The sequence below is a fragment of the Pseudomonas frederiksbergensis genome (assembly GCF_035751725.1).
GTDB classification, from domain to species: Bacteria; Pseudomonadota; Gammaproteobacteria; order Pseudomonadales; family Pseudomonadaceae; genus Aquipseudomonas; species Aquipseudomonas frederiksbergensis_A.
In genome coordinates this window covers 4301901-4325964 of record NZ_CP142104.1, presented here as the reverse complement: position 1 = coordinate 4325964, position 24064 = coordinate 4301901, and the positions used below count along the sequence as shown (strand labels likewise).

The following is a 24064-nucleotide window of genomic DNA, read 5'->3' as shown; positions in this document are numbered from 1 at the left end:
TAATGCTATGAAGCGGGCAACTGAGAGGCCGCCCGTTGTCATTAATTCTGTTACGTGTGTCCGCAGCTCTCCGATTACATCAAACGCTATCGCGTAGCGCTGTGGTTAAGGCAAAACAGGCGACCGCTGCGCAGTCGAGCGGGAGCAAGCTCCCTCGCCACGTGAAAAAAGGGGACAGATTTATTTTCTGAGCCTTTGCTACGCTGAAAGCTTCCACGGAGGAGAGGTCAGATATGCCCAGGATGGGACGTATTATTTTGCCGAATTACCCACACCATATTGTGCAACGCGGTCATAACCGTCAGGTGGTTTTTGCGGTTCCCGAGGATTATCAACGCTATCTAGCGGATCTGCGCGAGCTCAAGGATGCGTTTGGGGCTACCGAAGCCGGGCAGGTGATTGTCCTGACAGCGGATGGCTGGATGTCGATCCCTGCTTCGTTGCGTTAGGCGCTACGGCGATGGAGCGGCGTCGCAAGTATGATGTTTTCGTGCGCGAGGCCATACCAACAGAGCAGGTCCGTTTGATTCGTGATGCATTGCAGTGCGGTCAGTTGACGGGGACAGGGCGCTTCGTTGATGAGGTAGAGCGGATTATTGGTATCCGGGTAGAACAACGAGGTCAGGGGCGGCCAAGGGGGAAGACGGGAAAATAAATCCGCCCCCTTTTTTGCTTTTTTGTCGGGATAAAATTATTGACGGGGTTTTATAATGTTTTTAAGACCAAGAGTTGTGATTGATGCTTTGTTTAGGTACCGGAATTGTGTCGCGATTGCGCTGTTATTTGCTTCGGTCTTGAATTCTGTTCTAAGATTTAATGGTGGATGGGGCCGTTTTTTTTTAATGATTGTAGTTCAGCTATTATTTGTGCAAGCTGTCTGGAATTATTTGAGAGGGGCTAGGATCGCTATCGGACCTAGCAGCTTGGGCAAAGATGCTAATCCTGAGTGGCGAGCTGCTTTAGCGGTATTCTCTTTTATTCTATACGTAATCATTTTTTTTCTAGATTTTGAACGCGGCCTGTGAAAAAAACAAAAAAAGCGCGCGAGAAAGGGGACAGATTTATTTTCTGAAAGGGAAAATGGGGCGGATTTATTGTCCTCTGGTGACTAGCGGAGTGTTCCGTATCTGATTTTTGATTTGCGGCGGGTGAAAATAAATCCGTCCCCTTTTTTAAATCCATCAATTAATGCTGGAAAACGAATTGAGGTCAAATTCAAATGAACGTCGATTTTTTATGTTCCACTATCTTGAGTAGTTCATTCGGTTTGTCGATGGGCTCAATCTGGCAGCACTTAAGTATGGAGCTTTGTAAGTTAGAGACGGGTAATGAAGAAAGAACAGCGATTTTTCTCGAGGTGCTGAGGCGCCTAATGCTGGGTGGGCATCTTAAATTGGGTTCGAATGGAAAATTTCTCTCTGGTGATGTTGACGAGCAGATCGATGCGCTCAGGAGCGCGTGGCCTATTTGCCCCGAAGAAGACGACCTTGATGGTTTCGGATTTTGGTTTTTAACTACCGCTCCGGCGGGCGTAGTATGGCTTACCGCTGAGGGCCAAGAGGTATGGACATGATCCAACTAGGCGAGAAAAAGAAAGGGGACAGATTTGAGTGGCACTTACTTAACCTTCTTCGGATGCCTATTCTGAACACAGAACCGGGGACAGACCACGTTATATGTGTGCGAAAAAGGGAAAAAGGGGACAGATTTATTTTCTGAAAGGGAAAATGGGACGGATTTATTTTCCTCTGGTTACTAGGGGAGTGCTCCGTATCTGATTATTGATTTGCGGCGGGTGAAAATAAATCCGTCCCCTTTTTTGTCAGTTTCAAAATCTGTTGGCGGGTGTTACAACAGAGCATTCGGCCAAGGCGGTGACGGATGTCCTGATTTCGAAATGGGGTATAAGTCCGGAATATGCTAGGGCTATCATCGAAGACAGTGTGACGCTTGCGGTTGGGATGGCTGCTGGGCGGGCTGGAGGTGGAGGAAAAAAAGGTAGCTCTGGAGCTGAGAGCGCAATCAATCAGGGTAGGCTCAACTCTCAGCTCTTAGCTGAAGAGGTTGCGAGTGGACATGCCTGTCAAAAGCATGTAATTGAAAGGCGAGAGTTTGCAGACCTTGGTATCAGTACCAAAAATCAGTTCCAAGATTTTATCGAAAAAATCGTTTCGACCCAGCAATAGACCGGCGACAGTCAGTTGATGGGACGATGTACTATCTCGACAACTCAACGAAGACCATTGTTATTCGGGGGCAGAGAGGTGAAGCTACTGCTTTCAGGCCAGACCAGGGCGGCGTTGGTTGGGATAACTATATTAAATCTCAGGTGCCAAAGAAATGAGTGAAAAACTCGAAGATTCTAATCACGTTGATTTGAAGGTTTCGTTAAGGGAGTTAAGGTACTTTATATCTTGTGGGATGGCTCTGATTCAGAATGTTCCGAATGATTCCTTGCCAACCTATTGTGGTTTAAATAAGGATGAAATCGTTGAGGTTTCACTACGGCTAAGGGAGGTGGCTGAAAGAGAAGGTATGGATATGTAATTTGCATGCGGCAGAACCGGGGACAGACCAAGTTATCTGTGTCTAGTCCTGAAATAGGTTTACAGCCGTTTCAGGACCAGACAAATACAAACCTTAAATGAGAGCACAGATGGAGCTGAGCAGAACCGGGGACAGACTACGTTATCTGTGTCCCTGGTTTTCTTTAGCTTTCCGCACATGTGAAAAACGGGCGACCCAAAGATCGCCCGTTTTCGTTACTCAGCAGCTTGCGCCCGCAACCGTCTCCCAATCACATCCAACACATCACACCCATCGCGCAGCGATATCGTTAGCAGTTTGCAAAAATCAGAAAGCACCACCGTATCGGAACTGATATCCGAACGGAACGCGATATTTTCCAGCAGCTGGGTCACGGTGCGGATGCGGTAGTCGGCGGTTTCGAAGAGGACGTCGAGTGGGGCTTCGGTGTCGATGAGCAGAGTGGCGGGCGTGCAGTCGACGCCAGTGATGGGCATGAATCTGGTCATAGCAAGAGCCTCGTAAGTTAATGAGCCTCTCTGTTGATTCGGGTCGCCAACCCCGGTCGTCTTTTTGAACGACGAGGGACTATAGGCTGGTCCACTCTGGAGCCACAAGACACCGCTTTCCGAGCTTTATGTAGGACGTTTGGCCTAGCATTTGTCGGCTTAAAGCAAGCGACTGCTACCCAGCCGAGCGCGAGCAAGCTCCCTCGCCACGAGATCGCGCTCGACTGGGCGGGCTGACGCATCAACTGTGGCAGCATCCACGCGGCCAGGCCTCTTCATACTTATCATGATGCCGCACCCAATCCATGATCTCGTCTTCATTGCGGCCCTTGGGCGTGAGGTCGAGGTAGTTGTAGGTGCCGACGAGGATGTCGAGGCCGCGGGCGTAGGTGGAGTAGGTGTGGAAGGTGTCACCGGCTTCGTTGCGATAGAAGACGCTCAGGCCTGGGAGTTCGCCTTCGGCGGTGTCGGTTTTTTCGTAGTTGTAGGTGGCTGTTCCGGCAGCGACGTCTTCGGTTTTGAAGCTGACGCCGAAGTCGTAATTGAAGTCGCAGCCTTGCGACGAGACCCAGTCGAAGGCCCAGCCCATGCGGCGTTTGAAGGGTTGGAATTCGGCATAGGGCGCGCGGGAGACGGCGACGACGGCGACGTCGTGGTGGGCCAGGTGTTGGTTGGCGCCGTCGATGTGGTCGGACAGGAACGAGCAGCCTTGGCAGCCTTCGGTCCAGCCGGGGCCGAACATGAAGTGGTAGATGATCAGTTGGCTGCGGCCGCCGAACAGGTCGGCGAGGCTGAGTTCGCCGTGGGGGCCTTGGAAGCGGTAGGGTTTTTCTATCTTTACCCAGGGCAGGGCGCGGCGTTCGGCGCTGAGCTTGTCTCGTTCGCGGGTGAAGGCTTTTTCATGGGCCAAATGCTCACGGCGGGCGGCGAGCCATTCTTCCCGCGAGACGACTGGAGGGTGCTCGATGTTCATGGGGCTTCTCCTGGGATTGATTTGCCGACGGTTGCAATGCCTAGTCGTTTGGTCGGCGTCGGATTCGACAAGCCGCTGGTCGGTTTGGAGAAAAGGGCGGTCAAAAACCGGGCTGAACGGCGCTGATCCGCCCCGGTCACACCTTAAGTAGGCATCTCACTCTTTAAGCATTAGAGGATGGACCAGGATGACGACTTATAACTGGGACTTGATCGAACGGTTGCTGCACGAAGTGCAGAACGGTGCCGGCCACAGTTTTACCCCTCGGCCTTACGCGGAGCAGTACGCGGCGGAGAAGGCGGCTCAGGGCGAGGAAATCGAGAACCTCGATCATCTGAAAGCGGTCGCCGGAGAGTATGAAAAGTTACTGCTGGAGCGTGGGTATATCGAGCCTCGGCCAGAGGAAGAGGGCGGCAATGGCGAGAATTTTGTGCTGACACCACGCGGCTCGCGGTTGTTGAGCCTGATCGACAGCAGCATTCCGGGCAATGATCATCCACGCCAAGTGCTCGATGAGCAGGAAGATGCGCTGGATGAATTTACGTTTGATGATTTGGCTTCGAAGGCGCAGATCGCCTGAAACCAGGCGTACGCAGTGTGGGGAGCGGGCTCGCTCCCCACACTGCCTTGGATGACGTCCCTTACCGTCGGGTCGCTTTCAGGCATTTCAGATCACTGAAATCCTTCTTCACCCCATCGATTTTCTGCAACAGCCGTTCACGCTGTGCCGGGGTGCTGTCGGCCATCAGGTCCACCAGCAGGCTGCGAGCCTGGGCTTCGGTTTTGCTGAAGGCTTCGCGGTAGGCGGGGGTCCACAGGCTTTCGCGGTTGACCAGCAGTTGCTCGATGCGTTTCGGGAAGTCCGGGTTGTGGCGTTGGGCGACGGCTTCGCTGAACTGGTTTTGCCAGTGGGCGCGGTTGGCGATCCATTGTTGGTTTTGATCGCCAAGGGCGGAGGACCACGTCATTACTCTTTGACGCTGGGCATCGCTGAGTGGGCCGATCCAGTCATTGAGACGTTTTTCCATGCGCTCGGCACGTTCCTTGATCTGCTGTTGCAAGGTCGGCTTGAGGTAGTCGCGCTGGCGCTTGCGCTGGTCCTTGACGAACGCGGCGTCCATGTCGTCGACCTGTTCGTCGCTCAAGCGCTGCAACAATTCTATGGCCGAGGGTGTGATTGCCCGGGCGGTTTCGGCGATGGCGGCCTTGGCTTCGAGGGTGCGTTGCTGCAGGGCTTCGTCGGTCACCGCGTTGGTTTGCACCATGGTCTTGAGGCGATCGAGCCAGTCCAGATAGCCGGGCAGTTGTGTGGTGCAATGCCAACTCAGGTGTTCCTTGAGGCGATCGTCGAACCAGTCTTTCTGCTGGCCGTTGATCTCCAGGTAGTCGTTGAGGGTCCAGGGGATGATCAGGTCGAGGTTGCGGTAGGCCAGGCCGACACGGCTGCAAGCGGTGATTGTCAGCAGCAGGGCGATGAACATGGCGGTGCGTGTTAACCAGCGCGACATGAGCGAGTCCTTGCGAAAGCGGAGGTGCTTTGTTTGAGCATGGCAGGCGCGCGGCAGTTCAGCCGATCGAATAAGTAACGCTTAGTAAAAAGGATGGGCCATCTTCAGGGTCAGCAGGCTGTCGCATTCGCTGTTGTGCCCGGAATAGGCCGAGCAGCTGCTGCCGCTGAGGCTGGAGTCGCTGTAGATCAGGTCCAGGTCGATGCCTCTCCAAGGACGGGAGATTTTCAACGACCAGTCACTGAAACTGCCTACGTAGCCATTCTCCACCGAGACCGGGTTATTGAGTTGGTGGGTGGTGTATTTGGCGCTGATGCCGATGCCGAAGGGCACGTTGCCACCGAGGTCAGCGAACAGGGTGCTGTTCTGTTTGTCCGGGTCGTTGCTCAACGCCGCACCGAAGCGGCTGCCGAGAATGGTCAAGCCGCCATAGAATTCCTGGCTGTCGACGGTATCGACGGTGGGGTAGCTGTAGTGGATCAGGCCGACTTCGTAACCCAAGGTCTGATCGAAGGGTTGTTTGAAACCCATGTAGGAATCGACTTCCAGGTCGGCGGAGAAGCCGGCGCTGGGTGACCATTGTCCGATGTACCAGCCGCTGTCATGGCTCAGGTCCAGGCCACCGTGGAACGAGCCGGTGCTCGACGGCGTGACAAGGCCCTGGGCCATGCTGCGGCTGGGGGTGGTGCCGAGTTTAAGGTCGAAGTCACCGAGCTCGCGCTGAAACACCTGCCCATAAGAAGCGGGGCAAGCGAGCAGACTGAGCGCCAGCAGGACAACGGGAATGCGCATGCTTCACTCCATGAATAGCGAGGAGCAGGGAATCGTAAACAAGCTGAAACGCTTGAGCTAGAGAGGGCAAGCATACCGGCGAATGTTCGGCAGCGATGCCGTTCGTCGATTCGTGCGAGGAAGGATACTGGGGGAAGGGGTTCCAGTCCAAGCGCTTCGAGAGTCAAAGCGCTTTGGGACCAGGTGACGCGGGGGATTACTTTTTGCCCAGGCTGATCTGCTTGGACGGGCCGAAGGTCTGGCCGCTGACACCTTTGGCAATCTGCTGGATTTCACCGCCGGACTTGAGGAACGCAGCGATCTGGTCGTTGATCGACTCGCTGGTTTCAACGGCTGGAGCTGGCTTTGCTTTGCTGTTGGATGCTTTTACGCGCATGACGGCCATTAACCTATGGATAATTAATTGGGCCAGGCATCGTACAGGAAATACTTGACAATTGCTTGGCAAATATCCCCTTGGATTATTTGGGCCAAGGCCGGAATATCGACCCATTTGTGCCTGGTTATTGCCCCTAAGCCACTGTTTTAAATAACAACGTTTGATTTTATTCAACGCTGAAGCGGAGCGATTCTAACCTTGCACGGTCTGACGAATGGCCATCTCAAGGGAGAAAACCCTTGCGAATCAAGGCTTGCGCGGTAAGCCCCCTCAGCGGCACGAATCGCGTCGCAAAACCGGGTAGAATGCCGCCCACGCAACGAGGGTATTTGGAAATGGCTTTAGTCGGGCGCTACAACAGTTTGCAAGTGGTTAAACACACCAACTTCGGTTTATATCTGGACGGCGGTGCGGACGGTGAAATCCTGCTGCCCAACCGTTATATCCCCAAGGATATTCCCAGTGAAGACGAAGATTGGCTGAATGTTTTTATTTATCTGGACAGCGACGACAAACTGATCGCTACCACGGAAAAACCGAAGGTCCAAGTTGGCGAATTCGCCAGCCTGAAAGTGGTTGAAGTCAACAGCATCGGCGTGTTCCTGGATTGGGGCTTGCCCAAGGATTTGCTACTGCCGTACTCCGAAGAAAAACGCCAATTGACTGCGGGTGAATACTGCGTGGTGCACGTCTATCTCGACAAGCACACCCGCCGTATCACTGCCACGGCGCGGTTGGACCGTTATCTGGACAAGACACCGGCCAACTATACGCCTGGGCAGGAAGTCGACTTGCTGGTCGCCGAAGCCACCGACATGGGCTTCAAGGCGATCATCAACAACAAGCACTGGGGCTTGATCCACAAGAACGAAATCTTCAAGTTCATGCGCGCCGGCAAGCAGGAAAAGGGTTTCATCAAGGAAATCCGCCCGGACGGCAAGATCAGTTTGAGTTTGCAGCCGGTGGGCCAGGAAGCGGCCACCAGCCTCAACGCGAAGATCCTTGCCAAGTTGCGCGAGAACAACGGCACGCTACCGGTCAGTGACAAGAGCGACCCGGCATTGATCAGCAGTCTGTTTGGCGTGAGCAAGGGCAACTTCAAGAAGGCCATTGGTGCGCTTTACAAGAATGGGCAGATTGTCATTCATGCTGATCGTATTGAGCTGACCTGATCGTTAGACCGAGCAAACCAGCTTTGGCTAGGTCATCCTGTGGCGAGGGGATTTATCCCCGCTGGGCTGCGAAGCAGCCCTGATTCGAACGCCTCGGTGTACCTGCCAGATTGAGTGGTTATTTTTGGGCTGCTCCGCAGCCCAGCGGGGATAAATCCCCTCGCCACAATCTTCGCTGTATACAAAATCCTTGCACCTTAAGCATGCATCCGCGCCCCGTTCGTGGGCGTTCTGCCGTGCCCGTTTGGTTTTTACCTGCGCTAAAAACCACGGTTTGTCTCGCATCCAGCGCCTATGGCACGCATTCTGCGTAGTAACCCGTATACAAACCACGCCGGCTCCCGTGCGCAGTGTGGTGGACAATCAAACTCGGGGGCACGGCGGCACCTTAAGGAGCCCCGCAATGTCCGAGCAATTGCCCAACGGCTACAGCCCTCGTCTCTATAACGAAGACCTGGGCCCGCTGCCGCAAAAATGGAATTGGTACAACATTTTCGCGTTCTGGATGAGTGATGTGCACAGCGTTGGCGGCTACGTGTTTGCCGCCAGCCTGTTCGCGTTGGGCCTGGCGAGTTGGCAGGTGTTGATCGCCTTGCTCGGCGGGATTTGCATCGTGCAGTTGATTGCTAATCTAGTCGCCAAGCCGAGCCAACAGGCGGCGGTGCCTTATCCGGTGATTTGCAGGCTGGCATTTGGCGTGTTCGGGGCGAATATCCCGGCGGTCATCCGGGGGCTTATCGCCGTGGCCTGGTATGGAATACAGACGTACCTGGCGTCCAGCGCACTGATCATCGTGGTCCTGCGGTTTTTTCCTTCGATGGAAGCCTACGCGACGCCAAGTTTTGCAGGTTTGTCCTACCTGGGCTGGTTCGGTTTCCTTGGGTTGTGGTTCGTCCAGGCGTTGGTGTTCTGGACGGGCATGGAGTCGATCCGTCGCTTCATCGACTGGGCCGGGCCGGTGGTGTATGCCGTGATGTTCCTGCTGGCGGGTTGGATCGTGTGGAAGGCCGGTTGGAGCAACATCAGTTTTACCCTGGCGGAAAAATCCTTGTCGGGCTGGCAGGCATTCGGGCAAGTGATCGTGGCGACGGCCCTGGTGGTGTCGTACTTTTCCGGCCCAACCTTGAATTTCGGTGATTTCAGCCGCTACTGTCGGAGCATGTCTGACGTACGTCGTGGCAATTTCTGGGGGTTGCCGGTGAATTTCCTGGCGTTCTCTCTGGTCACCGTGGTGATTGTTTCCGGGACGTTGCCGGTGTTCGGGGAAATGCTCCACGACCCGATCGCCACCGTGGCACGCATCGACAACGACGTAGCCGTCTTGCTCGGCGCTTTCGCCTTCGTCACCGCGACCATTGGCATCAATATCGTTGCCAACTTCGTTTCCCCGGCCTTTGACTTTGCCAACGTCGCGCCGAGCAAGATCAGCTGGCGCGCCGGAGGTATGATCGCGGCGGTGGCATCGATTTTCATCACACCGTGGAACCTGTTCAACAACCCTGAAGTGATCCATTACACCCTGGACGTACTGGCGGCGTTTATCGGTCCGCTGTTCGGCATCCTGCTGGTGGACTATTACCTGATCAAGAAGCAGCAGATCGACGTCGATTCGCTGTTCAACGATGGCCCGACTGGGCGCTATTACTACAGTGGGGGCATTAACTGGACAGCGGTCAAGGCATTGATCCCGGCGACGCTGATGGGCGTGGCGATCACGTTCACGCCGTTTCTCCAACCGATGGCCAACTTTGCCTGGTTCACCGGTTGTTTCCTCGGCGGCGTGTTGTATTTCGCCTTGGCGCGACGCCAATCCGTCCTACAGCTGAACACGTCGCTGAACGCGGCCGGCCAAGCCTGATCAACGCAGGGCGGTCTGTGCGCAAGGCTTCACCGCGCTTGCGTTGGCGGGGCGCAGCAGGAGGCCGCCCGCCAGCACCAGACCGCTGCCAGCGATGACCAGCGCGGGTTGCAAGCCACCGCTGAAGTGGCTGCTCAGCGCTGCCAGCAAGGGGCCGCTGAGCTGGCCGATGGCAAAACACGCCGTCAGCAGTCCGATGTTGCGCTGCGTCGCGTGGGGCGCCAGTTCTCGGGCACGCATCACCACGAGTTGCATGCAGGCCAGAAACGGTGAGCCACACAAGACTACGCCCAACGCCAGCCCCGCACCGCTGCCCAGCAGGCACGCAAACACGCCAGCGGCTTGCAGCCACAACGTCGCCATCAGCCAGCGGCTGGTGGTGTTCGGGTTGGGCTTGCGCAGGCTCACCAGCAACACACCAATGGCGGCGGCCAGGCCGAAGCAGGGCCAGAACAGATCCGCCTGCCATTGCCCTTTGAATTGTGCGGATGCCATCTGCGACAGGAACGTCGCCGGAATGATGTAGCCCACGCCATACAAGGCGTAGACCACGCAGAGTCGGGCGATACCGCTGTTACCGGACACAACGACGGGCGCTGTATGGGTGGCCGCCGCCGTGGGTTTCGGCAGGGCCGGCAGGATCACCAGCAACATAATCAATGCCGCACCGGCATACACCAACCACAACACATCGGAGGTCTGGCCCAGCAGGTTCGAGCCAAGGGCCAACAAGCCTGTCAGGAAAATTCCCAGTCCCGGTCCGGCAAATACGAGCGCCCCAAGCCGTGGCCGTCCTGCCGCCGCGGCCAAGGGCTGGCTCAGGGCCGTGATCATCACCATCACCCAGGCGCTCGCCACACCGGTGCCGAAGCGCAATGCCAGGTGCGGCCAGAAGCCCCAGGCCCAGAACGACGCCAGGGTCAGCAGCACGCACAGCCACAGGCCGCCGAGCAACCGTCGCTGCACTTGTTCCGGGCGACGGGCGAACATCGCGTCCAGCGCACCGAGGAAATACCCCAAGTAGTTGGCGGCGGCAATCAGACCGGCGGCGGTCAAGTCCACCTGACCTTCGCCGATCAAATGAGGTAATTGCGGCGTAAGGGCGAAGCGGCCGATGCCCATGGCCATCATCAGGGCTATGAAGCTGGCAAGCAGGCGAATCAAGGGCGACATGGTCGTTCTCCAGCGTTGAGGCGAATGACCGTCAGGCTAGGACTGATTGACTTTCATTAAAAATGAATAATAGTGAGCAACTTGTTCTTTTTTGGAGAGGGTCGTGGAGTTCAGCCAGTTACGGATTTTCCAGGCCGTGGCCGAGGAAGGTTCCATCACCCGGGCAGCGGAGCGCTTGCACCGGGTGCCATCGAACCTGTCGACCCGGCTCAAACAGCTCGAAGAGCAGTTGGGCGTGGATCTTTTCCTACGGGAGCGTCAGCGTTTGCAGTTGTCGCCTGCAGGAAAAGTCTTGTTGGATTATGCGACCAAGCTGTTCGCCCTGCATGACGAAGCCCACGCGGCGGTGCAGGGCGGTCAGCCGGCCGGGGATTTCCTGCTGGGCACGATGTACAGCACGGCGGCGACGCATTTGCCGGACCTGCTGGCGGCTTATCACCGGGCTTACCCGGCGGTGAACCTGCAGGTGCAATCGGGGCCAAGTGGTGAATTGCTCGAAGGCCTGCTTACCAATCGCCTCGATGCAGCGCTGGTGGACGGCCCGCTGGAACTGGCGGGATTGGATGGCGTGCCATTGTGCGACGAACGGTTGGTGCTGATCACCGAGGCCGACCACGCGCCGGTACGCAGTGCGCTGGACGTGGAAGGCCGCGCGGTATTCACCTTCCGCCGGGGCTGTTCGTACCGGATGCGCCTGGAGGCCTGGTTTGCCCATGATCACGCAACCATGGGCCGGGCGATGGAGATCGAGTCGTACCAGGGGATGCTGGCGTGTGTCATCGCCGGGTCCGGGGTAGCGTTGATGTCGGAGTTGATGCTCGCCAGCCTGCCGGGCCGCGAGCGTGTGGTGGCGCATCCACTGGCCGAACCATTTGCCAGCGCGACGACGTGGTTGATGTGGCGCAAAGGCATGGTCGGCGCCAACCTGAACGCCTGGATCGAGTTGCAACAACAAGCGTGGCCGCGGGTGCCCATGATCACGGCGCAATCGGCTTGAACTCACAGCCTGGGATTTGGATCAATTCAGTAACAGATCATTGCAATCTGTAACGAGCATTGCGTAGGACTTCGGACTATTATCAGTGCGAAGGGGCCACAGAAATCTGCCGCTCGCACCACCCTGAGGGGGCACCACGATGAAAGAGAAAATCCAGAACTGGCTTCACGACTTGGGTGTCGCGCTCGGCCTCATCGAGCCGCCCATGCAGCCGATACCGATCCGCACTGACGATGAGCAACGCCGCCGCCAGCCGCGCCGCCGGTAAACCCACCCGTTTTTGGAGAGATCGCAGTTCCAGAGCCTTTCGATTGAAAGACTCTGGAACTGCGATCTTTTTATTTGCGATGTGAATTCCTATTGCAAAAAAAGGGCATGGCCACCGACGCCATGCCCATCGAAGAAACCTTTCTGCTATTTGATCAAGCCGCCTTAGGCACCACATTCGACCGCGGCGACAACAAGCTCACCACCACGAAACTCACCAACGCGACGCTCAAGCTGTAATAGATCGGCGTGTTCGCATCCAAACCATCCTTGAACATGAAGAACAGCGCGGTCACGAAGCCCAGCGACATGCTGGTGATCGCGCCGGCCGTGGTGGCGCGTTTCCAGTAGATGGCGCCGATCAGCGGGATCAGCATGCCGCCCACCAACAGGTTGTAGGCCAGGGTCAGGGCACTGATGACATCGCTGACCACCAGGGCGATTGCCAGGACCACCGCACCGAGCAGCAAGGTTGCGATGCGGTTTTCATGGACGTCGCCGTTGCCGCTTTCACGACCCTGGCGCAGACGCGGCAACAAATCCTGGACCACCGTAGTGGAAGCCGCGAGCAGCCCCGCCGCCGCCGTGGACATCAGCGCCGCAAGTGCGGCGGCGATCACCAGGCCGCGTATCCCGTTGGGCAAGCTGTGTTGCACCACGCTTGCAAAGGCGTTGTTGACGTTTTCCAGGTCCGGCAGCAGTACCTTGGCGGCCATGCCGATCAGCGCACCGGCCAGGCCGTAGAGCACGCAATACAGGCCGGCGGCGGTTCCGGCGACTTTCGCCACGCCTTCGCTGCGGGCGGTGAACACTCGCTGCCAGATGTCCTGGCCGATGAAGATGCCGAAGAAGTAGATCAGGAAATACGTGATGATGGTGTCCCAGCCAATGGCGGTGAAATCGAAATAGCGCGCCGGCAAGGCCGCCACCATTGCGTCCCAGCCTCCGGCATCACTGATGGACATCGGCATCAGCAAAAACACCAGGCCGATGGTCATGATCAGGAACTGCACGATGTCGGTCAGGGTCAGCGACCACATCCCGCCGATGGTTGAATACAGCACCACCACGCCGCCGCCCACCAGGATCGAGACCCAGAAGGGCAGGCCGAACAGCACCTGCATGACGGTGCCGATGGCGATGGTCGACGTGGCGCCGATCATCAGCGCGTAGACCAGCATGATCAGCGCGCTGGCATGCCGCGCAGCCGGGTTGTAGCGGCGCTCCAGCACTTGGGTCACGGTATAGATCTTCAGTTTGAGCAACGGTTTGGCGAGAAACAGACTCAGCCCGACGATGCCCAGGCCGATAGCGCCGCACAGCCAGAATCCGGAAATGCCATGGACGTAGCCCAGGCGCACAGTGCCGATGGTCGATGCACCGCCCAGGACGGTGGCGGCCATGGTGCCCAGGTAAAAGCCCGGGCCGAGGTTGCGCCCGGCGACGAGATAGTCGTCACGGGTCTTGGCGCGGCGCATGCCGTACCAGCCCAGGGCGATCATGCCGGCGGCGTAGATGAGAACGACGATTAAGTCCAAAGCCATGGTGGCGTGTCTCCGATTGTCTTTTTTATGTGGGGCGAGGCTGCTGGCGCTGACGCCATGGGAATTGGTCAGTCAGGCGGCCTGTCGCAGTTCGGACGGGTTGAGCGGATCAGTGCTACGCGGATCCCGCGGCCCATACACCGCCGCCGGTTCCGGAAACAGCCCCAGCAATGCCAGGTACACCACCGACGCCAGCCCCAGGGTCACCGGCAGGCTGATGTCGATACCACCGGCCAATTCCCCCAATGGTCCGACGAACTGCCCCGGCAGGTTGACGAAGCACAGCCCCACCAACGCGCTGGGAATCCAAGCCCCCAGGCCGCGCCAGTTCCAGCCGTGGCTGAACCAGTAGCGCCCGCCGGTTTCGCCGCGGGTGAACACTTGCAAGTCATCCGGGCAGTAGAAGCCACGACGCACCACCAGACCGATGATCATGATCACCATCCAGGGTGTGGTGCAGGTGATGATCAGCACGGCGAAGGTCGAGACGCTCTGCACCAGGTTTGCCGCGAACCGCCCTATGAAGATGAAGGCGATCGACAGCACGCCGATCAGCAGCGTCGCCTTGACCCGCGACAGCACCCGTGGGAATACGCTGGACATGTCCAACCCGGTGCCATACAGCGACGTGGTGCCGGTGGACATGCCTCCGATCACCGCGATCAGGCACACCGGCAGGAAGAACCACCCCGGCGACACCGCCAGCAACCCGCCCACATAGTTATTGGCCGCGATGTAGTCTGGCGCCTTGATCGCCACGATGGTGGCGGTGGCGAGGCCGAACAGGAACGGGATCAGCGTCGCCAGTTGCGCGGCGATCACCGCCAGCATGATGCGCGGCTTGGGCGTGTTGCGTGGGATGTAGCGCGACCAGTCACCCAGGAACGCGCCGAAGGAAATCGGGTTGCTCATGGCCACCAGCGCCGCGCCGATGAAGGCCGCGTAGAAGCCCGGCTGGCCGAGGGCGACCGTGCCGGCGAACTGGCTGTCGAAACTCGGCGCGAAGGCAAAGATGCCCAACAAGAACAACAGGCTCGCGGCCCATACGGCGATGCGGTTGACCCACAGCATGAAGCGGAAGCCGTAGATGCAAACCGTCAGTACCAGCAAGGCAAACAGGCCGTAGGCCAGGCCCAGGCTCAGGTCGGTTTCCGGCACGCCGATCAATCGCTTGGCACCGCCGATCAACGCATCGCCCGAACTCCACACCGACAGCGAGAAAAACGCGATGGCGGTCAGCAGCGACAGGAATGAACCGACGATGCGTCCGTGCACACCGAAATGCGCACCGGAAGACACCGCGTTGTTGGTGCCGTTGAGCGGACCGAACAGGCCCATCGGCGCGAGAATGATCGAACCGACCAATACCCCCAGCACAATCGCCCAGACACCGGCCTGGAACGACAGGCCGAACAGCACCGGGAAACTGCCGAGCACGGCGGTGGCAAAGGTATTGGCGCCGCCGAAGATCAGCCGAAACAGATCGCCCGGGCCGGCGGTTCGTTCATGGTCCGGGATCTGCTCGACCCCGTTGGTTTCAATCTGCGTAAGGCTTTTATCGTTATTGTTATTCATGATCTGCTCCGATCATCGAGGCGCATTCATCGGCTGTGAATGTCGCCTGTGGCTAAGGGGGTGGCAGCCCTTCCGGCATTGCGGACAAATGTTCATGACAGGCCAGCCATAGGCCTTGTTGTTCTTGGCGAAACACAATGGTTTCGCGCTCCTGGCTAAAGTGAAGCTCCCCTTGCATGCGCAGCTCGGTGGCCACGTCATGGATGAAAATCGCCACGTTGCCTTGCAGGCTGACGAAGGCGTTGCTCGAGGTGCAATTCACCACCTCGAAGCCATCCTCGAACCGCCAGCGATCCCACAACGCCTGGTAGGCATCGCGCGACAGCAAGGGCTGTTCGAGGGTGTGGAACACGAAACTCGCATCGGCCGTGAACGCACCGAAGTAAGCATCGCGGTCATTGCGGGCGAAGGCCGTCACCAGATTTGCGGCGGCCTCAAGTACCTGATCGTGATCGTTCATGGCCGCGCCTCAGCGATGAACCACGCCGGGCAGTACGCAAAGCATCTCGTACAGCAGGTTGGCGCCCAGCAGCGAGGTGTTGCCGGTGGTGTCGTACGGCGGCGAAACTTCTACCAGATCGCAACCGACCAGGTCGAGGCCTTGGCAGCCACGGACGATTTCGATCGCCTGGATGGTGGTCAGGCCACCGATTTCCGGGGTGCCGGTGCCGGGCGCCCAGGCCGGGTCGATGCCGTCGATGTCGAAACTCAGGTACACCGGGCCGCCGCCAACTTTCTCACGCACTTCCGCCATCAGCGGTGCCAAGGATTTGTGCCAGCACTCTTCAGCCTGGACCACGCGGAAGCCCTGGTTGCGGCTCCAGTTGAAGTCCTCGGCGGTGTAGCCCTGGGCGCGCAGGCCGATCTGCACCACGCGGTCGCAATCGAGCAGGCCTTCTTCCACGGCGCGGCGGAAGGTGGTGCCGTGGGCGATTTTCTCGCCGAACATGTGGTCGTTCACGTCGGCATGGGCGTCGATGTGCACGAGGCCGACCTTGCCGTGTTTCTTGTGGATCGCCCGCAGGATCGGCAGGGTGATGGTGTGGTCACCGCCCAAGGTCAGGGGAATGACGTTGTGTTCGAGGATCTTGTGGTACGACTCTTCGATGATTCGTACCGCGTCCAGCAGGTTGAAGGTGTTGATCGCCACGTCACCGATGTCCGCCACCGACAATGAGTCGAACGGCGCGGCACCGGTGGCCATGTTGTAGGGGCGGATCATCACGGATTCGGCGCGGATTTCGCGCGGGCCGAAGCGGGTGCCGGCGCGCAGGGAGGTGCCGATGTCCAGCGGCACGCCGACAAAGGCAGCGTCCAGGCCGGCAGCGGTGGGAAGGTGGGGGAGTCGCATCATGGTGGCGATGCCGCCGAAGCGCGGCATTTCGTTGCCGCCCAGTGGTTGGTGAAGAATCTTGTCCACGGGTAGGGCCTCATCGTTGTTTTATTTATCAGGGGCCGATTCTGCGAAAAGCTTTTGCCGTGAAGAATCGCTGGCGGCAAATACTTAGTTCATATTTTTCTAAACTAATGACGGGCGGGGCGATAGACTCCGCAGCAACGTAGTCCTGAGGCAAATGAGGCTCCTGTGGCGAGGGGATTTATCCCCGCTGGGGCGCGAAGCGGCCCTAAACCCAGCCACCTCGGTATGTCAGGCCGATTGAGTTGCCTGTCTTGGGACTGCTTCGCAGTCCAGCGGGGCGGTGCGACGTTTCGCTAAATCCCCTCGCCACAGGTTTGCAGTGTCCTGTTTGTAGTTTGGAGATCCCTAATGGCCAACGCTCTACCCGACCTGAAACTGCTGCGCATTTTTGTCAGCGTGGTTCGGCACCAGGGGTTCGCCAATGCCCAGCACGAGCTCAATCTCTCCACGTCCGCCATCAGCACCTACATGAGCCAGCTCGAATCGACCCTGGGCCTGGTGCTCTGTCATCGCGGACGGGGCGGGTTCAGCCTGACCAGCAAGGGCGAGTTGTTCCATCAGGAAACCCTGCGCCTGATGGGCGAGCTGGAAGGGTTCGAGCAATACGCCGCGGCGCTCAAGGGCGAGTTGCGCGGCACGCTCAACCTGGGTGTGATCGACTCCACCGTCAGCGACAAGGCCCTACCGTTCGCCGAAGCCATCGGTGCCTATAGCCAGGAACATCCGGCGGTGCATTTGCATCTGTCGGTCCTGAGCCCTTACGAATTGCAACTCGGCGTACAGGACAACCGCCTGGACCTGGCCATCGGCGCGTTTTCCACGCGCATGAGCGGGTTGGTCTACATGCCGCTGTACCGCGAGCAGCACTGGCTGTATTGCAGCAACCGCCACCCGTTGTTCACCGAGCGACGTATCCCGGAACAACTCATCACCCAGCAACGCATGGTCGGACGCGGTTACTGGAGCCAGGCCGAACTGGCTCGCCATGGCTTCAAGCACAGCGCGGCGACAGTGGAGAGCATGGAAGCGCAGTTGATCCTGGTGCTGTCAGGCGCCTACATCGGCTACCTGCCCGAGCATTACGCCCAGGCCTGGGTCGACAAGGGCGACTTGCGCGTGCTGCTGCCGGCGACATTCGGCTATCAGGCGCCGTTCTCGATGATCGTGCGCCGGGGTCGCAGCCGCGAGCCGCTGATCCAGACCTTCCGTGATCTACTCAAAGCTCAACTGAACCAGGCCTGACCATGTCCAGACTCCAGTGCCCACGTTGCCTCAGGCCCCAAAGCCATTGCCTGTGCCCGTTGATCCCCAGCCTCGACTGCAGCACGCGCGTCTTGTTGTTACAGCATCCCAGCGAAGTGAACCACGCGTTGAACACCGCCCGGCTGGCGGCGTTGGGGCTGAAGAATGCCGAGCTGATCGTGGGCGAGGTGTTCGAGGATCTGCCGCGGTTGCTCGATCAACCGGGCTATCGGGCGCGGTTGCTGTTTCCCGCTGACGATGCGCAGCCGCTGCAAGCCTACGCTTCTTGCGATGAGCCGCTGCTGTTGGTCGTTCCCGACGGCACCTGGCGCAAGGCGCGCAAACTGTTGCATCTCAACCCGCTGCTGGCGGCGCTGCCGAGGGTGACGTTGGCCGACGGCGGCGTGTCTCGCTACCGCTTGCGCAAGGCTCCAGGGCCGGGGGCGTTGTCGACGGTGGAGGCGATTGTCCAGGCCTTGCAGGTTCTGGAGGCGCCGGTGAGTTTCGAGCCGTTGCTAAAACCGTTCGAAGCGTTGATCGAGGGGCAGATCGCGGCGATGGGGGAGGAGACCTATCAGAAGAACCATGGAGGAGAATAAAGGTCCCTTTGGCAAGGGAGCTTGCTCCCGCTCGGCCGGTCCGACGCCTCGGGCGCAGCCGTCGTAAAACCTGCCGCGTGGTCTTCCTGATACAACGCGGTGAATGGTCTTGGGGCCGCTTCAGCCCAGCGGTAGCAAGCGCCCTCGCCACAGGGTTGAGTGAAGTCCGGATCAACGCTCGCGCATCGCCTCGGTCCGCGCCTTCAACACCGGTTTCAGCAGGTAATCCAGCACGCTTTTCTCGCCAGTGATGATGTCCACCGTCGCCACCATCCCTGGAATGATCAGCAACGGTTTCGCATCCCCACCCAAATGGTTCCTGTCGGTGCGCACCTGGATCAGGTAAAAACTGTTGCCCTTGTCATCGGTGATGGTGTCGGCGCCGATCAATTCGAGCTTGGCGCTCAGCCCGCCATAGATCGTGTAGTCGTAGGCGCTGAACTTGACCATGGCTTTCTGGCCCGGATGCAGGAACGCCACGTCCTGGGGACGGACCTTGGCTTCGATCAGCAGGTTGTCTTCCAGGGGCACGATCTCGATCATGTCGCTGCCCGGCTGGACCACGCCGCCGATGGTGTTGACCTTCAGTTGCTTGATCACCCCATGCACCGGAGAGACCACGGTGGTGCGCGTCACGCGGTCATCGATGGCGATGCTCGAGGCGGTGATTTTCGACAGCTCCGTGCGTTTCTCGTTGAGCTCCTTGGCCGCGTCGGAACGGAAGGACTGTTCTGACTCGTCGATCTTGCTCTTGATTTCATTGATCGCCGATTCAGCCCGCGGAATCGCCAGGGTCGTGGCATTGAGCGAGCCACGGATTTCCACCGCGCTACGCTTGAGCCGCAGGATCTCCACCGGTGAAACCGCCCCGGTGCGCACCAGTGGGGCCGACATGTTCATCTCTTCTTGCAGCAGGGCCAGCGCCGAGCTGAACTGCCCTTGCTTGGAACGAAACTCCGCCAGTTCCTGGGTTTTCTGCCGCAGTTGTTCGGTCAGGGTCCGTTGCTCGCTGGCCAGGCGCCGCTGGCGTTGTTCGTGGAGCGCGCGCTCGTCCTCGGCCACTTGTGGCGCCTTGCCGGTGACTTCGGTGGATAACTGCAGCGGCCGTCCTTCCGCTTCCGCCGACAAGCGTTCGACCTGGGCCATCAACGCGTAACGATCGGCCTCGCTCTCACCCTTGTTTGACAGGAAGCGCGTGTCATCCAGGCGCAGCAAAGTGTCGCCCTTGTTCACCATCTGGCCTTCGCGCACGAAAATCTCGGTGACGATGCCACCCTCCAGGTTCTGAATCACCTGGATCTTGCTCGACGGAATCGCCTTGCCTTCCCCAGTGGTGACTTCTTCCAGGACTGCCAGTTTCGCCCAGACCAGCCCACTGACAATCAGCCCAGCCGCCAGCCACACGGTGACGCGCGAGCGCCGGGGCGAATCTTGCAGCGTCGCGCCGGCGGTTTCCGGCATGAATTCGCTTTCAGCGCTTTTGCTGAAGCTGCCGAAGTAGCTTCGGGCGGCTTGATCGGGTGTTTGAGCAGACATGGGGCGGTACCCGTTGGCTAAATGTAATGATCCGGTGTGCAGCTTTTGTGGCGAGGAAGCTTGCTCCCTCGCCACAGTGGTATGTGTTGGTAGCTATACCGCCGCAGAGCCCACCCGTCCCTTGCGCAGCGCATCGATCACCGCGTCCTTCGGCCCGTCCGCGACGATCCGGCCGTTATCCAGCACCACCAAACGGTCTACCAGGCTCAGCATCGAGGTGCGGTGGGTGACCAGCAGCACGGTCTTGCCTTGCACGTGGGTGTGAAGCTTTTGCCGCAGGGCGTCTTCGCTGCTGTTGTCCATCGCGCTGGTGGGTTCGTCCAGCAGCAGGATCGGCGGGTCCAGCAACAGGGCCCGGGCCAGCAGCACGGCCTGGCGCTGGCCACCGGACAGCAACTGCCCGCGCTCGCCCACCGGACGGTCGAACCCCTGGGGATGCTGGCGCGCCAGTTCGGTGACGCCGGTCAGTTCGGCCACTTCGAGCATGCGTGCGTCGCTGATATAGCGAGCGCCGAGTGTGAGGTTGTCCCGCAGGCTGCCGGCCAGCAGTGGCAGGTCATGGGCGACGTAGCCGATCTGTTGGCGCAGGTCGGCGACGTCCAGCTGTCGCAGGTCCAGGCCGTCCAGCAGCAACTGGCCTTGCTCCGGTGCATAGAACCCCATCACCAGCCGCGCCAGGGTGCTTTTGCCCGAGCCGCTGCGGCCGATGATCCCGACCCGTTCGCCAGGCTTGATGCTGAAGCTGATGTTGGCCAGCGCCGGGGCGTCCTGGCCGTTGTAGTGAAAGGTCACGCCGTTGACGTCCAGCGCGCCCTGCAATTGGGTGCGATCCAGTGGGCGTTGCTTGGCGTCACGCTCCTGGGGCAACGCCATCAGCGCATCGGTGCTGCGCATGGTGAGCTGGGCTTGCTGGTAACGAGTGATCAGCCCGGCGATCTGCCCGAGCGGGGCCAGTACACGGCTGCCGAGCATGTAGGTCGCCACCAGTGCGCCGACGCTGAGGTTGCCGGCGATGATGCTGTAGACCCCGGCAACGATGGTGGCCATGCCCGCCAGTTGTTGCAGGAACAGCGTGCCGTTGGTTGCCAGGGCCGAGAGGTTGCGCGCATGGCTGTCCAGGCGGGTGAGGGCGCCGTGGGTGCTTTCCCATTGATGCTGGCGCTCGCTTTCGGCACTGCAAGCCTTGAGGGTTTCCAAGCCGCCGAGGGTTTCGATCAGCAGGGCCTGCCGTTGGGCGCCCAAGGCCAGGCTCTTTTGCACGGTGTCGCGCAGGCGCGCCTGGATGAACATCGCGAAGACGATGGTGATCGGAAACGCGACCACGGGAATCACCACCAGCCAGCCGCCCAACAGGCCGATCACCACCAGCATCAGCAGGGCGAAGGGCAGATCGATCAGGCTGGTGAGGGTCACCGCCGTGAGAAATTCCCGCAGGCCCTGGAAGTCATGGATGCTCTGGGCAAATCCGCCGATGGTCACCGGCTTGGCCTTCATCGCCATGCCGGTGATGCGCTCGAACAGTGTGGCGGAGAGAATCACGTCGGTCTTCTTGCCGGCGGTGTCCAGCAGATGAGCGCGCACCACCCGCAACACCAGTTCGAAACCGGTGCCGATCAACAGCCCTACGGCCAGCACCCACAACGTTGAGGTGGCTTGGTTCGGTACCACGCGGTCGTAGGTCTGCATGACGAACAGCGGCACCATCAACCCCAGCAGGTTGATCAGGAAACTCGCCAGGATCGCGTCGCTGTACAGCCAGCGCGACAGTTTCAAGGTGTCGCGAAACCAGGCTTCGACCCGCGGCACCAAGGGCGCGCGCAAGTCTTCGAGTTCGTGGCGCGGCCGGGCGAAAAGTGCCTGGCCGCTGTAGTCGGTGGTCAGTTCCTCACGGCTGACCCATTGTTCGCCGCCGTCGGCCTCGCTGGGCAGGATAAGCGCGCGACCGTCCTCGCCCCAGCGCCGCAATATTGCACAGCGGCCCCCGGCGAGGATCAGCATCACCGGCAAATTAAGCGCCGAAATGTCCGCCAGGTCGCGACGCAACAGTCGCGCCTGCAAACTGGCCCGGGCCGCTGCGCGGGGCAGCAGGTCCAGGCTCAAGCGTTGGTGCGCCATAGGAAGCCCGGCGCTGAGGCTGGCGCGGCTGACGGTCGCGCCATGGAGTTTGCAGAGGATCAACAAGCCGTCCAGCAAGGGATCATCGAAATTCAAGCGCGGGTCGGCGCTCGGGTTTGTGGGTTCCATGCTGGTCACATCGATCGCTCCCACAGGATTACTTCAGTTCCGGCAGGCGTGCCTGGTTCTTGACTTCGGTCTGCGCGACCGCATCGGCCGGTAGCACGATCCGTTGTTTTTGCAGCAGCAGGCCCATGTTCGCCAGCACCCGGTACATCGAATACTCCTCGGTATAACGCACCTCGGTGTAGCGGCGGTTGGCGTTGTACAGCTCGTTTTCGCTGTCGAGCAGGTCGAGCAGGGTACGTTGGCCGAGGCCGAACTGATCCTGGTACGCGGCGCGCACGCGGGAAGTGGTTTCGGCGTACTCGCGGGCGGTCGGGGTCTGTTTGCGGGCGTTGAGCATGGCGTTCCAGGCCAGGCGCGTGTCTTCGTTGAGCTGGCGCAGGGCGTTGTTGCGGATGTCCATGGCCTGGTTGATCTGGTGGGCGTTGGACGCCAGCCGTGCCTTGTCGCTGCCGCCACGGAACAGGTTGTAGTTCATGACCACGCCCAGCCGCCAGTTGTTGTCATGGCCTTCCTCGCCGCCGAGATTGTTGTTGGCGCCCACCGCTGCTTCGGCATCGAAGCGCGGATAGAACGGCGACTTCGCCACTTCGTACTGGCTCTCGGCGGACTGGATGTCGGCCTGGGCCGATTTCAGGTACGGGTTGTTATCCACCATGCTTTGCTGGGCTTCGCGCAGGTCGGCGGGGATTTCACCTTTGGTGGACGCTGGGGTTTCCAACTCATCGGGCATGCGCCCGACCACGCTGTAGAAGTTCGCTTCGGCGTCGGCCAGGTCGACCTGGGCGGTGTCGTAGTTGTTTTCCGCCAAGGCCCGACGGGCATTGGACTGGTCGGAGTCGGCGGTACTGCCCACGCCACGCTCGGTGCGCAGGCCGATCTGGTCGTTGACCCGCAGGTGCGCTTGCAGGTTGTTCTTGGCCAGGGTCACCAATTCCCGACGCTTGAGCACTTCCAGGTAGACCTCGATGGTGCGCAGGGCCAGATCCTGGGCGGTGCCCTGGGCGTAATAGGCCCGGGAATTGACCACGCCCTGGGTGCGCTGCACTTCATTGGCGGTGTTGAACCCGTCGAAGATCATTTGCCGCAGGCGCAGCTCCGACTGGGTGTAGGTCAGGATGTTGGTGTGGTGGTTTCCCAGCGCGCGGGTATTGGTGTTGTCGCTGTAGCCGCGGCCATAACCTGCGTTCAAATCCACCGATGGGAAAAAGCCCCCCCTGGCGACCTTGACGTCTTCGTTGGCCGACAAACGGCTGTCCACCCGTTGCGCGAGTTCAGGGTGAGTGGCGATGGTGCTTTGGATCGCCTCGGTCAGGGACATCGCCTGTACCTGAGAGGAGCAGGCCATGGCCAGTAAAACCGCGCTGCAGAGGGGGGAAAGAACGCGCATGGGGTGCTTCTCCTGAGGTCTGTTGTGCTTCGTTGTCGCCAGAATATTGACGTTTAAAAGATCAAAACCGTTTCAACCTTGTAACAACACAGCTAAGAACATCCTAGAGAAAACCTAAGAAGAATTTCTCATAAGCGTTATTCCAAAAAAAACTTATGTACTTCGAAAAATCCAGCACATTGTTCAAAGCGAAAGCCTCGCCGTATAAGGCTTCTGACGACTTTTGGGCGTCAATAAAAAGTTCCGGATAATTTTTTAAGCGAAGTGAAGAAACGCTGAATGGTTCAAAAACGAGACAGTTTGAGTGACGTTTTTTTGTCGTTGTGACAATTTGATCGTGCCTTCTACCGTCCCGAAAGCTGG

The 24064-nt window shown here is 59.2% G+C and carries 22 protein-coding genes and 1 pseudogene; 10 read left to right on the top strand and 13 right to left on the bottom strand.

Features of this window, described 5'->3' with window-relative positions; all coding sequences use genetic code 11:
* Window positions 1–233: 233 nt before the first annotated feature.
* The 3 genes and pseudogenes from VQ575_RS19170 to VQ575_RS19160 all read left to right on the top strand — a co-directional run bounded on the left by VQ575_RS19170 (window position 234) and on the right by VQ575_RS19160 (window position 2547).
* A pseudogene (locus VQ575_RS19170) lies at window positions 234–655 on the top strand (hypothetical protein).
* Between the two features lie 564 nt (window positions 656–1219).
* Window positions 1220–1573 carry a DUF596 domain-containing protein gene (locus VQ575_RS19165; RefSeq protein WP_039593147.1) on the top strand — a complete coding sequence of 118 codons (354 nt, stop codon included), beginning with the start codon at window positions 1220–1222 and terminating at the stop codon, window positions 1571–1573.
* Window positions 1574–2340: 767 nt separating this feature from the next.
* Entirely contained in the window at window positions 2341–2547 is a 207-nt protein-coding gene (locus tag VQ575_RS19160) for a hypothetical protein (protein ID WP_325918242.1), read from the top strand.
* Between the two features lie 215 nt (window positions 2548–2762).
* On the opposite strand, the gene VQ575_RS19155 is transcribed toward VQ575_RS19160, so the two are convergent.
* Together VQ575_RS19155 and VQ575_RS19150 are read right to left on the bottom strand one after the other, a co-directional pair.
* Window positions 2763–3035, bottom strand: coding sequence for a hypothetical protein (locus VQ575_RS19155; protein WP_039593146.1), 273 nt, complete (start codon window positions 3033–3035; stop codon window positions 2763–2765).
* A gap of 241 nt (window positions 3036–3276) precedes the next feature.
* Entirely contained in the window at window positions 3277–4008 is a 732-nt protein-coding gene (locus tag VQ575_RS19150) for a DUF899 domain-containing protein (protein ID WP_039593145.1), read from the bottom strand.
* 187 nt (window positions 4009–4195) lie between these two features.
* Here VQ575_RS19150 and VQ575_RS19145 point away from each other — a divergent pair, with 187 nt between their 5' ends.
* Entirely contained in the window at window positions 4196–4588 is a 393-nt protein-coding gene (locus VQ575_RS19145; RefSeq protein ID WP_325918241.1) for a transcriptional regulator, read from the top strand.
* A gap of 61 nt (window positions 4589–4649) precedes the next feature.
* Here VQ575_RS19145 and VQ575_RS19140 read toward each other — a convergent pair whose 3' ends face one another.
* From VQ575_RS19140 to VQ575_RS19130, 3 genes are all read right to left on the bottom strand, one after another.
* The gene (locus tag VQ575_RS19140; RefSeq protein ID WP_325918240.1) at window positions 4650–5516 is read right to left on the bottom strand and encodes a DUF6279 family lipoprotein; all 867 of its coding nucleotides are present in this window, start codon (window positions 5514–5516) and stop codon (window positions 4650–4652) included.
* Between the two features lie 81 nt (window positions 5517–5597).
* A complete protein-coding gene (locus VQ575_RS19135; RefSeq protein ID WP_198726923.1) occupies window positions 5598–6308 on the bottom strand; it encodes a TorF family putative porin in 711 nt (236 codons plus the stop codon).
* Window positions 6309–6504: 196 nt separating this feature from the next.
* Complete coding sequence (locus tag VQ575_RS19130; protein WP_018607615.1) at window positions 6505–6693, bottom strand: hypothetical protein; 189 nt, start codon at window positions 6691–6693, stop codon at window positions 6505–6507.
* A 329-nt stretch (window positions 6694–7022) separates the two neighbouring features.
* Here VQ575_RS19130 and VQ575_RS19125 point away from each other — a divergent pair, with 329 nt between their 5' ends.
* The gene (locus VQ575_RS19125; protein ID WP_039593142.1) at window positions 7023–7859 is read left to right on the top strand and encodes a CvfB family protein; all 837 of its coding nucleotides are present in this window, start codon (window positions 7023–7025) and stop codon (window positions 7857–7859) included.
* A gap of 403 nt (window positions 7860–8262) precedes the next feature.
* Window positions 8263–9717, top strand: a complete 1455-nt coding sequence (locus tag VQ575_RS19120) for an NCS1 family nucleobase:cation symporter-1 (RefSeq protein ID WP_325918238.1) — start codon at window positions 8263–8265, stop codon at window positions 9715–9717.
* Here VQ575_RS19120 and VQ575_RS19115 read toward each other — a convergent pair whose 3' ends face one another.
* Entirely contained in the window at window positions 9718–10890 is a 1173-nt protein-coding gene (locus VQ575_RS19115; RefSeq protein ID WP_325918236.1) for an MFS transporter, read from the bottom strand.
* A gap of 103 nt (window positions 10891–10993) precedes the next feature.
* Between VQ575_RS19115 and ptrR the strand changes: the two genes are divergently transcribed.
* Window positions 10994–11887 carry a putrescine utilization regulator PtrR gene (ptrR, locus tag VQ575_RS19110; protein WP_325918234.1) on the top strand — a complete coding sequence of 298 codons (894 nt, stop codon included), beginning with the start codon at window positions 10994–10996 and terminating at the stop codon, window positions 11885–11887.
* A 139-nt stretch (window positions 11888–12026) separates the two neighbouring features.
* Window positions 12027–12155 carry a PA1414 family protein gene (locus VQ575_RS19105; RefSeq protein WP_256222727.1) on the top strand — a complete coding sequence of 43 codons (129 nt, stop codon included), beginning with the start codon at window positions 12027–12029 and terminating at the stop codon, window positions 12153–12155.
* A gap of 154 nt (window positions 12156–12309) precedes the next feature.
* Here the strand turns inward: VQ575_RS19105 and VQ575_RS19100 are convergent, their stop codons facing one another.
* From VQ575_RS19100 to speB, 4 genes are all read right to left on the bottom strand, one after another.
* The gene (locus VQ575_RS19100) at window positions 12310–13698 is read right to left on the bottom strand and encodes a sodium:solute symporter family protein (protein WP_039593139.1); all 1389 of its coding nucleotides are present in this window, start codon (window positions 13696–13698) and stop codon (window positions 12310–12312) included.
* A gap of 72 nt (window positions 13699–13770) precedes the next feature.
* Window positions 13771–15276, bottom strand: a complete 1506-nt coding sequence (locus VQ575_RS19095) for a purine-cytosine permease family protein (protein WP_162488973.1) — start codon at window positions 15274–15276, stop codon at window positions 13771–13773.
* Between the two features lie 49 nt (window positions 15277–15325).
* Window positions 15326–15733 (bottom strand): YybH family protein, encoded by a 408-nt coding sequence (locus VQ575_RS19090; RefSeq protein ID WP_198726934.1) that lies wholly within the window; start codon window positions 15731–15733, stop codon window positions 15326–15328.
* A gap of 9 nt (window positions 15734–15742) precedes the next feature.
* On the bottom strand, window positions 15743–16693 hold the full coding sequence (gene speB, locus VQ575_RS19085; RefSeq protein ID WP_045155351.1) for an agmatinase: 951 nt from the start codon (window positions 16691–16693) through the stop codon (window positions 15743–15745).
* 348 nt (window positions 16694–17041) lie between these two features.
* Here speB and VQ575_RS19080 point away from each other — a divergent pair, with 348 nt between their 5' ends.
* Entirely contained in the window at window positions 17042–17935 is an 894-nt protein-coding gene (locus tag VQ575_RS19080; RefSeq protein ID WP_325918233.1) for a LysR family transcriptional regulator, read from the top strand.
* A gap of 2 nt (window positions 17936–17937) precedes the next feature.
* Complete coding sequence (locus VQ575_RS19075; RefSeq protein WP_325918231.1) at window positions 17938–18534, top strand: tRNA-uridine aminocarboxypropyltransferase; 597 nt, start codon at window positions 17938–17940, stop codon at window positions 18532–18534.
* A 171-nt stretch (window positions 18535–18705) separates the two neighbouring features.
* Here VQ575_RS19075 and VQ575_RS19070 read toward each other — a convergent pair whose 3' ends face one another.
* The 3 genes from VQ575_RS19070 to VQ575_RS19060 form a co-directional block, all read right to left on the bottom strand.
* Complete coding sequence (locus tag VQ575_RS19070; protein ID WP_045155353.1) at window positions 18706–20070, bottom strand: HlyD family type I secretion periplasmic adaptor subunit; 1365 nt, start codon at window positions 20068–20070, stop codon at window positions 18706–18708.
* Window positions 20071–20163: 93 nt separating this feature from the next.
* Window positions 20164–22323 carry a type I secretion system permease/ATPase gene (locus tag VQ575_RS19065; protein ID WP_325918230.1) on the bottom strand — a complete coding sequence of 720 codons (2160 nt, stop codon included), beginning with the start codon at window positions 22321–22323 and terminating at the stop codon, window positions 20164–20166.
* Between the two features lie 19 nt (window positions 22324–22342).
* Complete coding sequence (locus VQ575_RS19060) at window positions 22343–23701, bottom strand: TolC family outer membrane protein (protein WP_325918228.1); 1359 nt, start codon at window positions 23699–23701, stop codon at window positions 22343–22345.
* Between the last annotated feature and the right edge of the window lie 363 nt (window positions 23702–24064).

Bases quoted from the DNA above. Each gene is read 5' to 3' on its own strand.
- VQ575_RS19165 (WP_039593147.1), top strand. From the start codon at position 1,220: ATGAACGTCGATTTTTTATGTTCCACTATCTTGAGTAGTTCATTCGGT.
- VQ575_RS19160 (WP_325918242.1), top strand. From the start codon at position 2,341: ATGAGTGAAAAACTCGAAGATTCTAATCACGTTGATTTGAAGGTTTCG.
- VQ575_RS19155 (WP_039593146.1), bottom strand. From the start codon at position 3,035: ATGACCAGATTCATGCCCATCACTGGCGTCGACTGCACGCCCGCCACT.
- VQ575_RS19150 (WP_039593145.1), bottom strand. From the start codon at position 4,008: ATGAACATCGAGCACCCTCCAGTCGTCTCGCGGGAAGAATGGCTCGCC.
- VQ575_RS19145 (WP_325918241.1), top strand. From the start codon at position 4,196: ATGACGACTTATAACTGGGACTTGATCGAACGGTTGCTGCACGAAGTG.
- VQ575_RS19140 (WP_325918240.1), bottom strand. From the start codon at position 5,516: ATGTCGCGCTGGTTAACACGCACCGCCATGTTCATCGCCCTGCTGCTG.
- VQ575_RS19135 (WP_198726923.1), bottom strand. From the start codon at position 6,308: ATGCGCATTCCCGTTGTCCTGCTGGCGCTCAGTCTGCTCGCTTGCCCC.
- VQ575_RS19130 (WP_018607615.1), bottom strand. From the start codon at position 6,693: ATGGCCGTCATGCGCGTAAAAGCATCCAACAGCAAAGCAAAGCCAGCT.
- VQ575_RS19125 (WP_039593142.1), top strand. From the start codon at position 7,023: ATGGCTTTAGTCGGGCGCTACAACAGTTTGCAAGTGGTTAAACACACC.
- VQ575_RS19120 (WP_325918238.1), top strand. From the start codon at position 8,263: ATGTCCGAGCAATTGCCCAACGGCTACAGCCCTCGTCTCTATAACGAA.
- VQ575_RS19115 (WP_325918236.1), bottom strand. From the start codon at position 10,890: ATGTCGCCCTTGATTCGCCTGCTTGCCAGCTTCATAGCCCTGATGATG.
- VQ575_RS19105 (WP_256222727.1), top strand. From the start codon at position 12,027: ATGAAAGAGAAAATCCAGAACTGGCTTCACGACTTGGGTGTCGCGCTC.
- VQ575_RS19100 (WP_039593139.1), bottom strand. From the start codon at position 13,698: ATGGCTTTGGACTTAATCGTCGTTCTCATCTACGCCGCCGGCATGATC.
- VQ575_RS19090 (WP_198726934.1), bottom strand. From the start codon at position 15,733: ATGAACGATCACGATCAGGTACTTGAGGCCGCCGCAAATCTGGTGACG.
- VQ575_RS19080 (WP_325918233.1), top strand. From the start codon at position 17,042: ATGGCCAACGCTCTACCCGACCTGAAACTGCTGCGCATTTTTGTCAGC.
- VQ575_RS19075 (WP_325918231.1), top strand. From the start codon at position 17,938: ATGTCCAGACTCCAGTGCCCACGTTGCCTCAGGCCCCAAAGCCATTGC.
- VQ575_RS19070 (WP_045155353.1), bottom strand. From the start codon at position 20,070: ATGTCTGCTCAAACACCCGATCAAGCCGCCCGAAGCTACTTCGGCAGC.
- VQ575_RS19060 (WP_325918228.1), bottom strand. From the start codon at position 23,701: ATGCGCGTTCTTTCCCCCCTCTGCAGCGCGGTTTTACTGGCCATGGCC.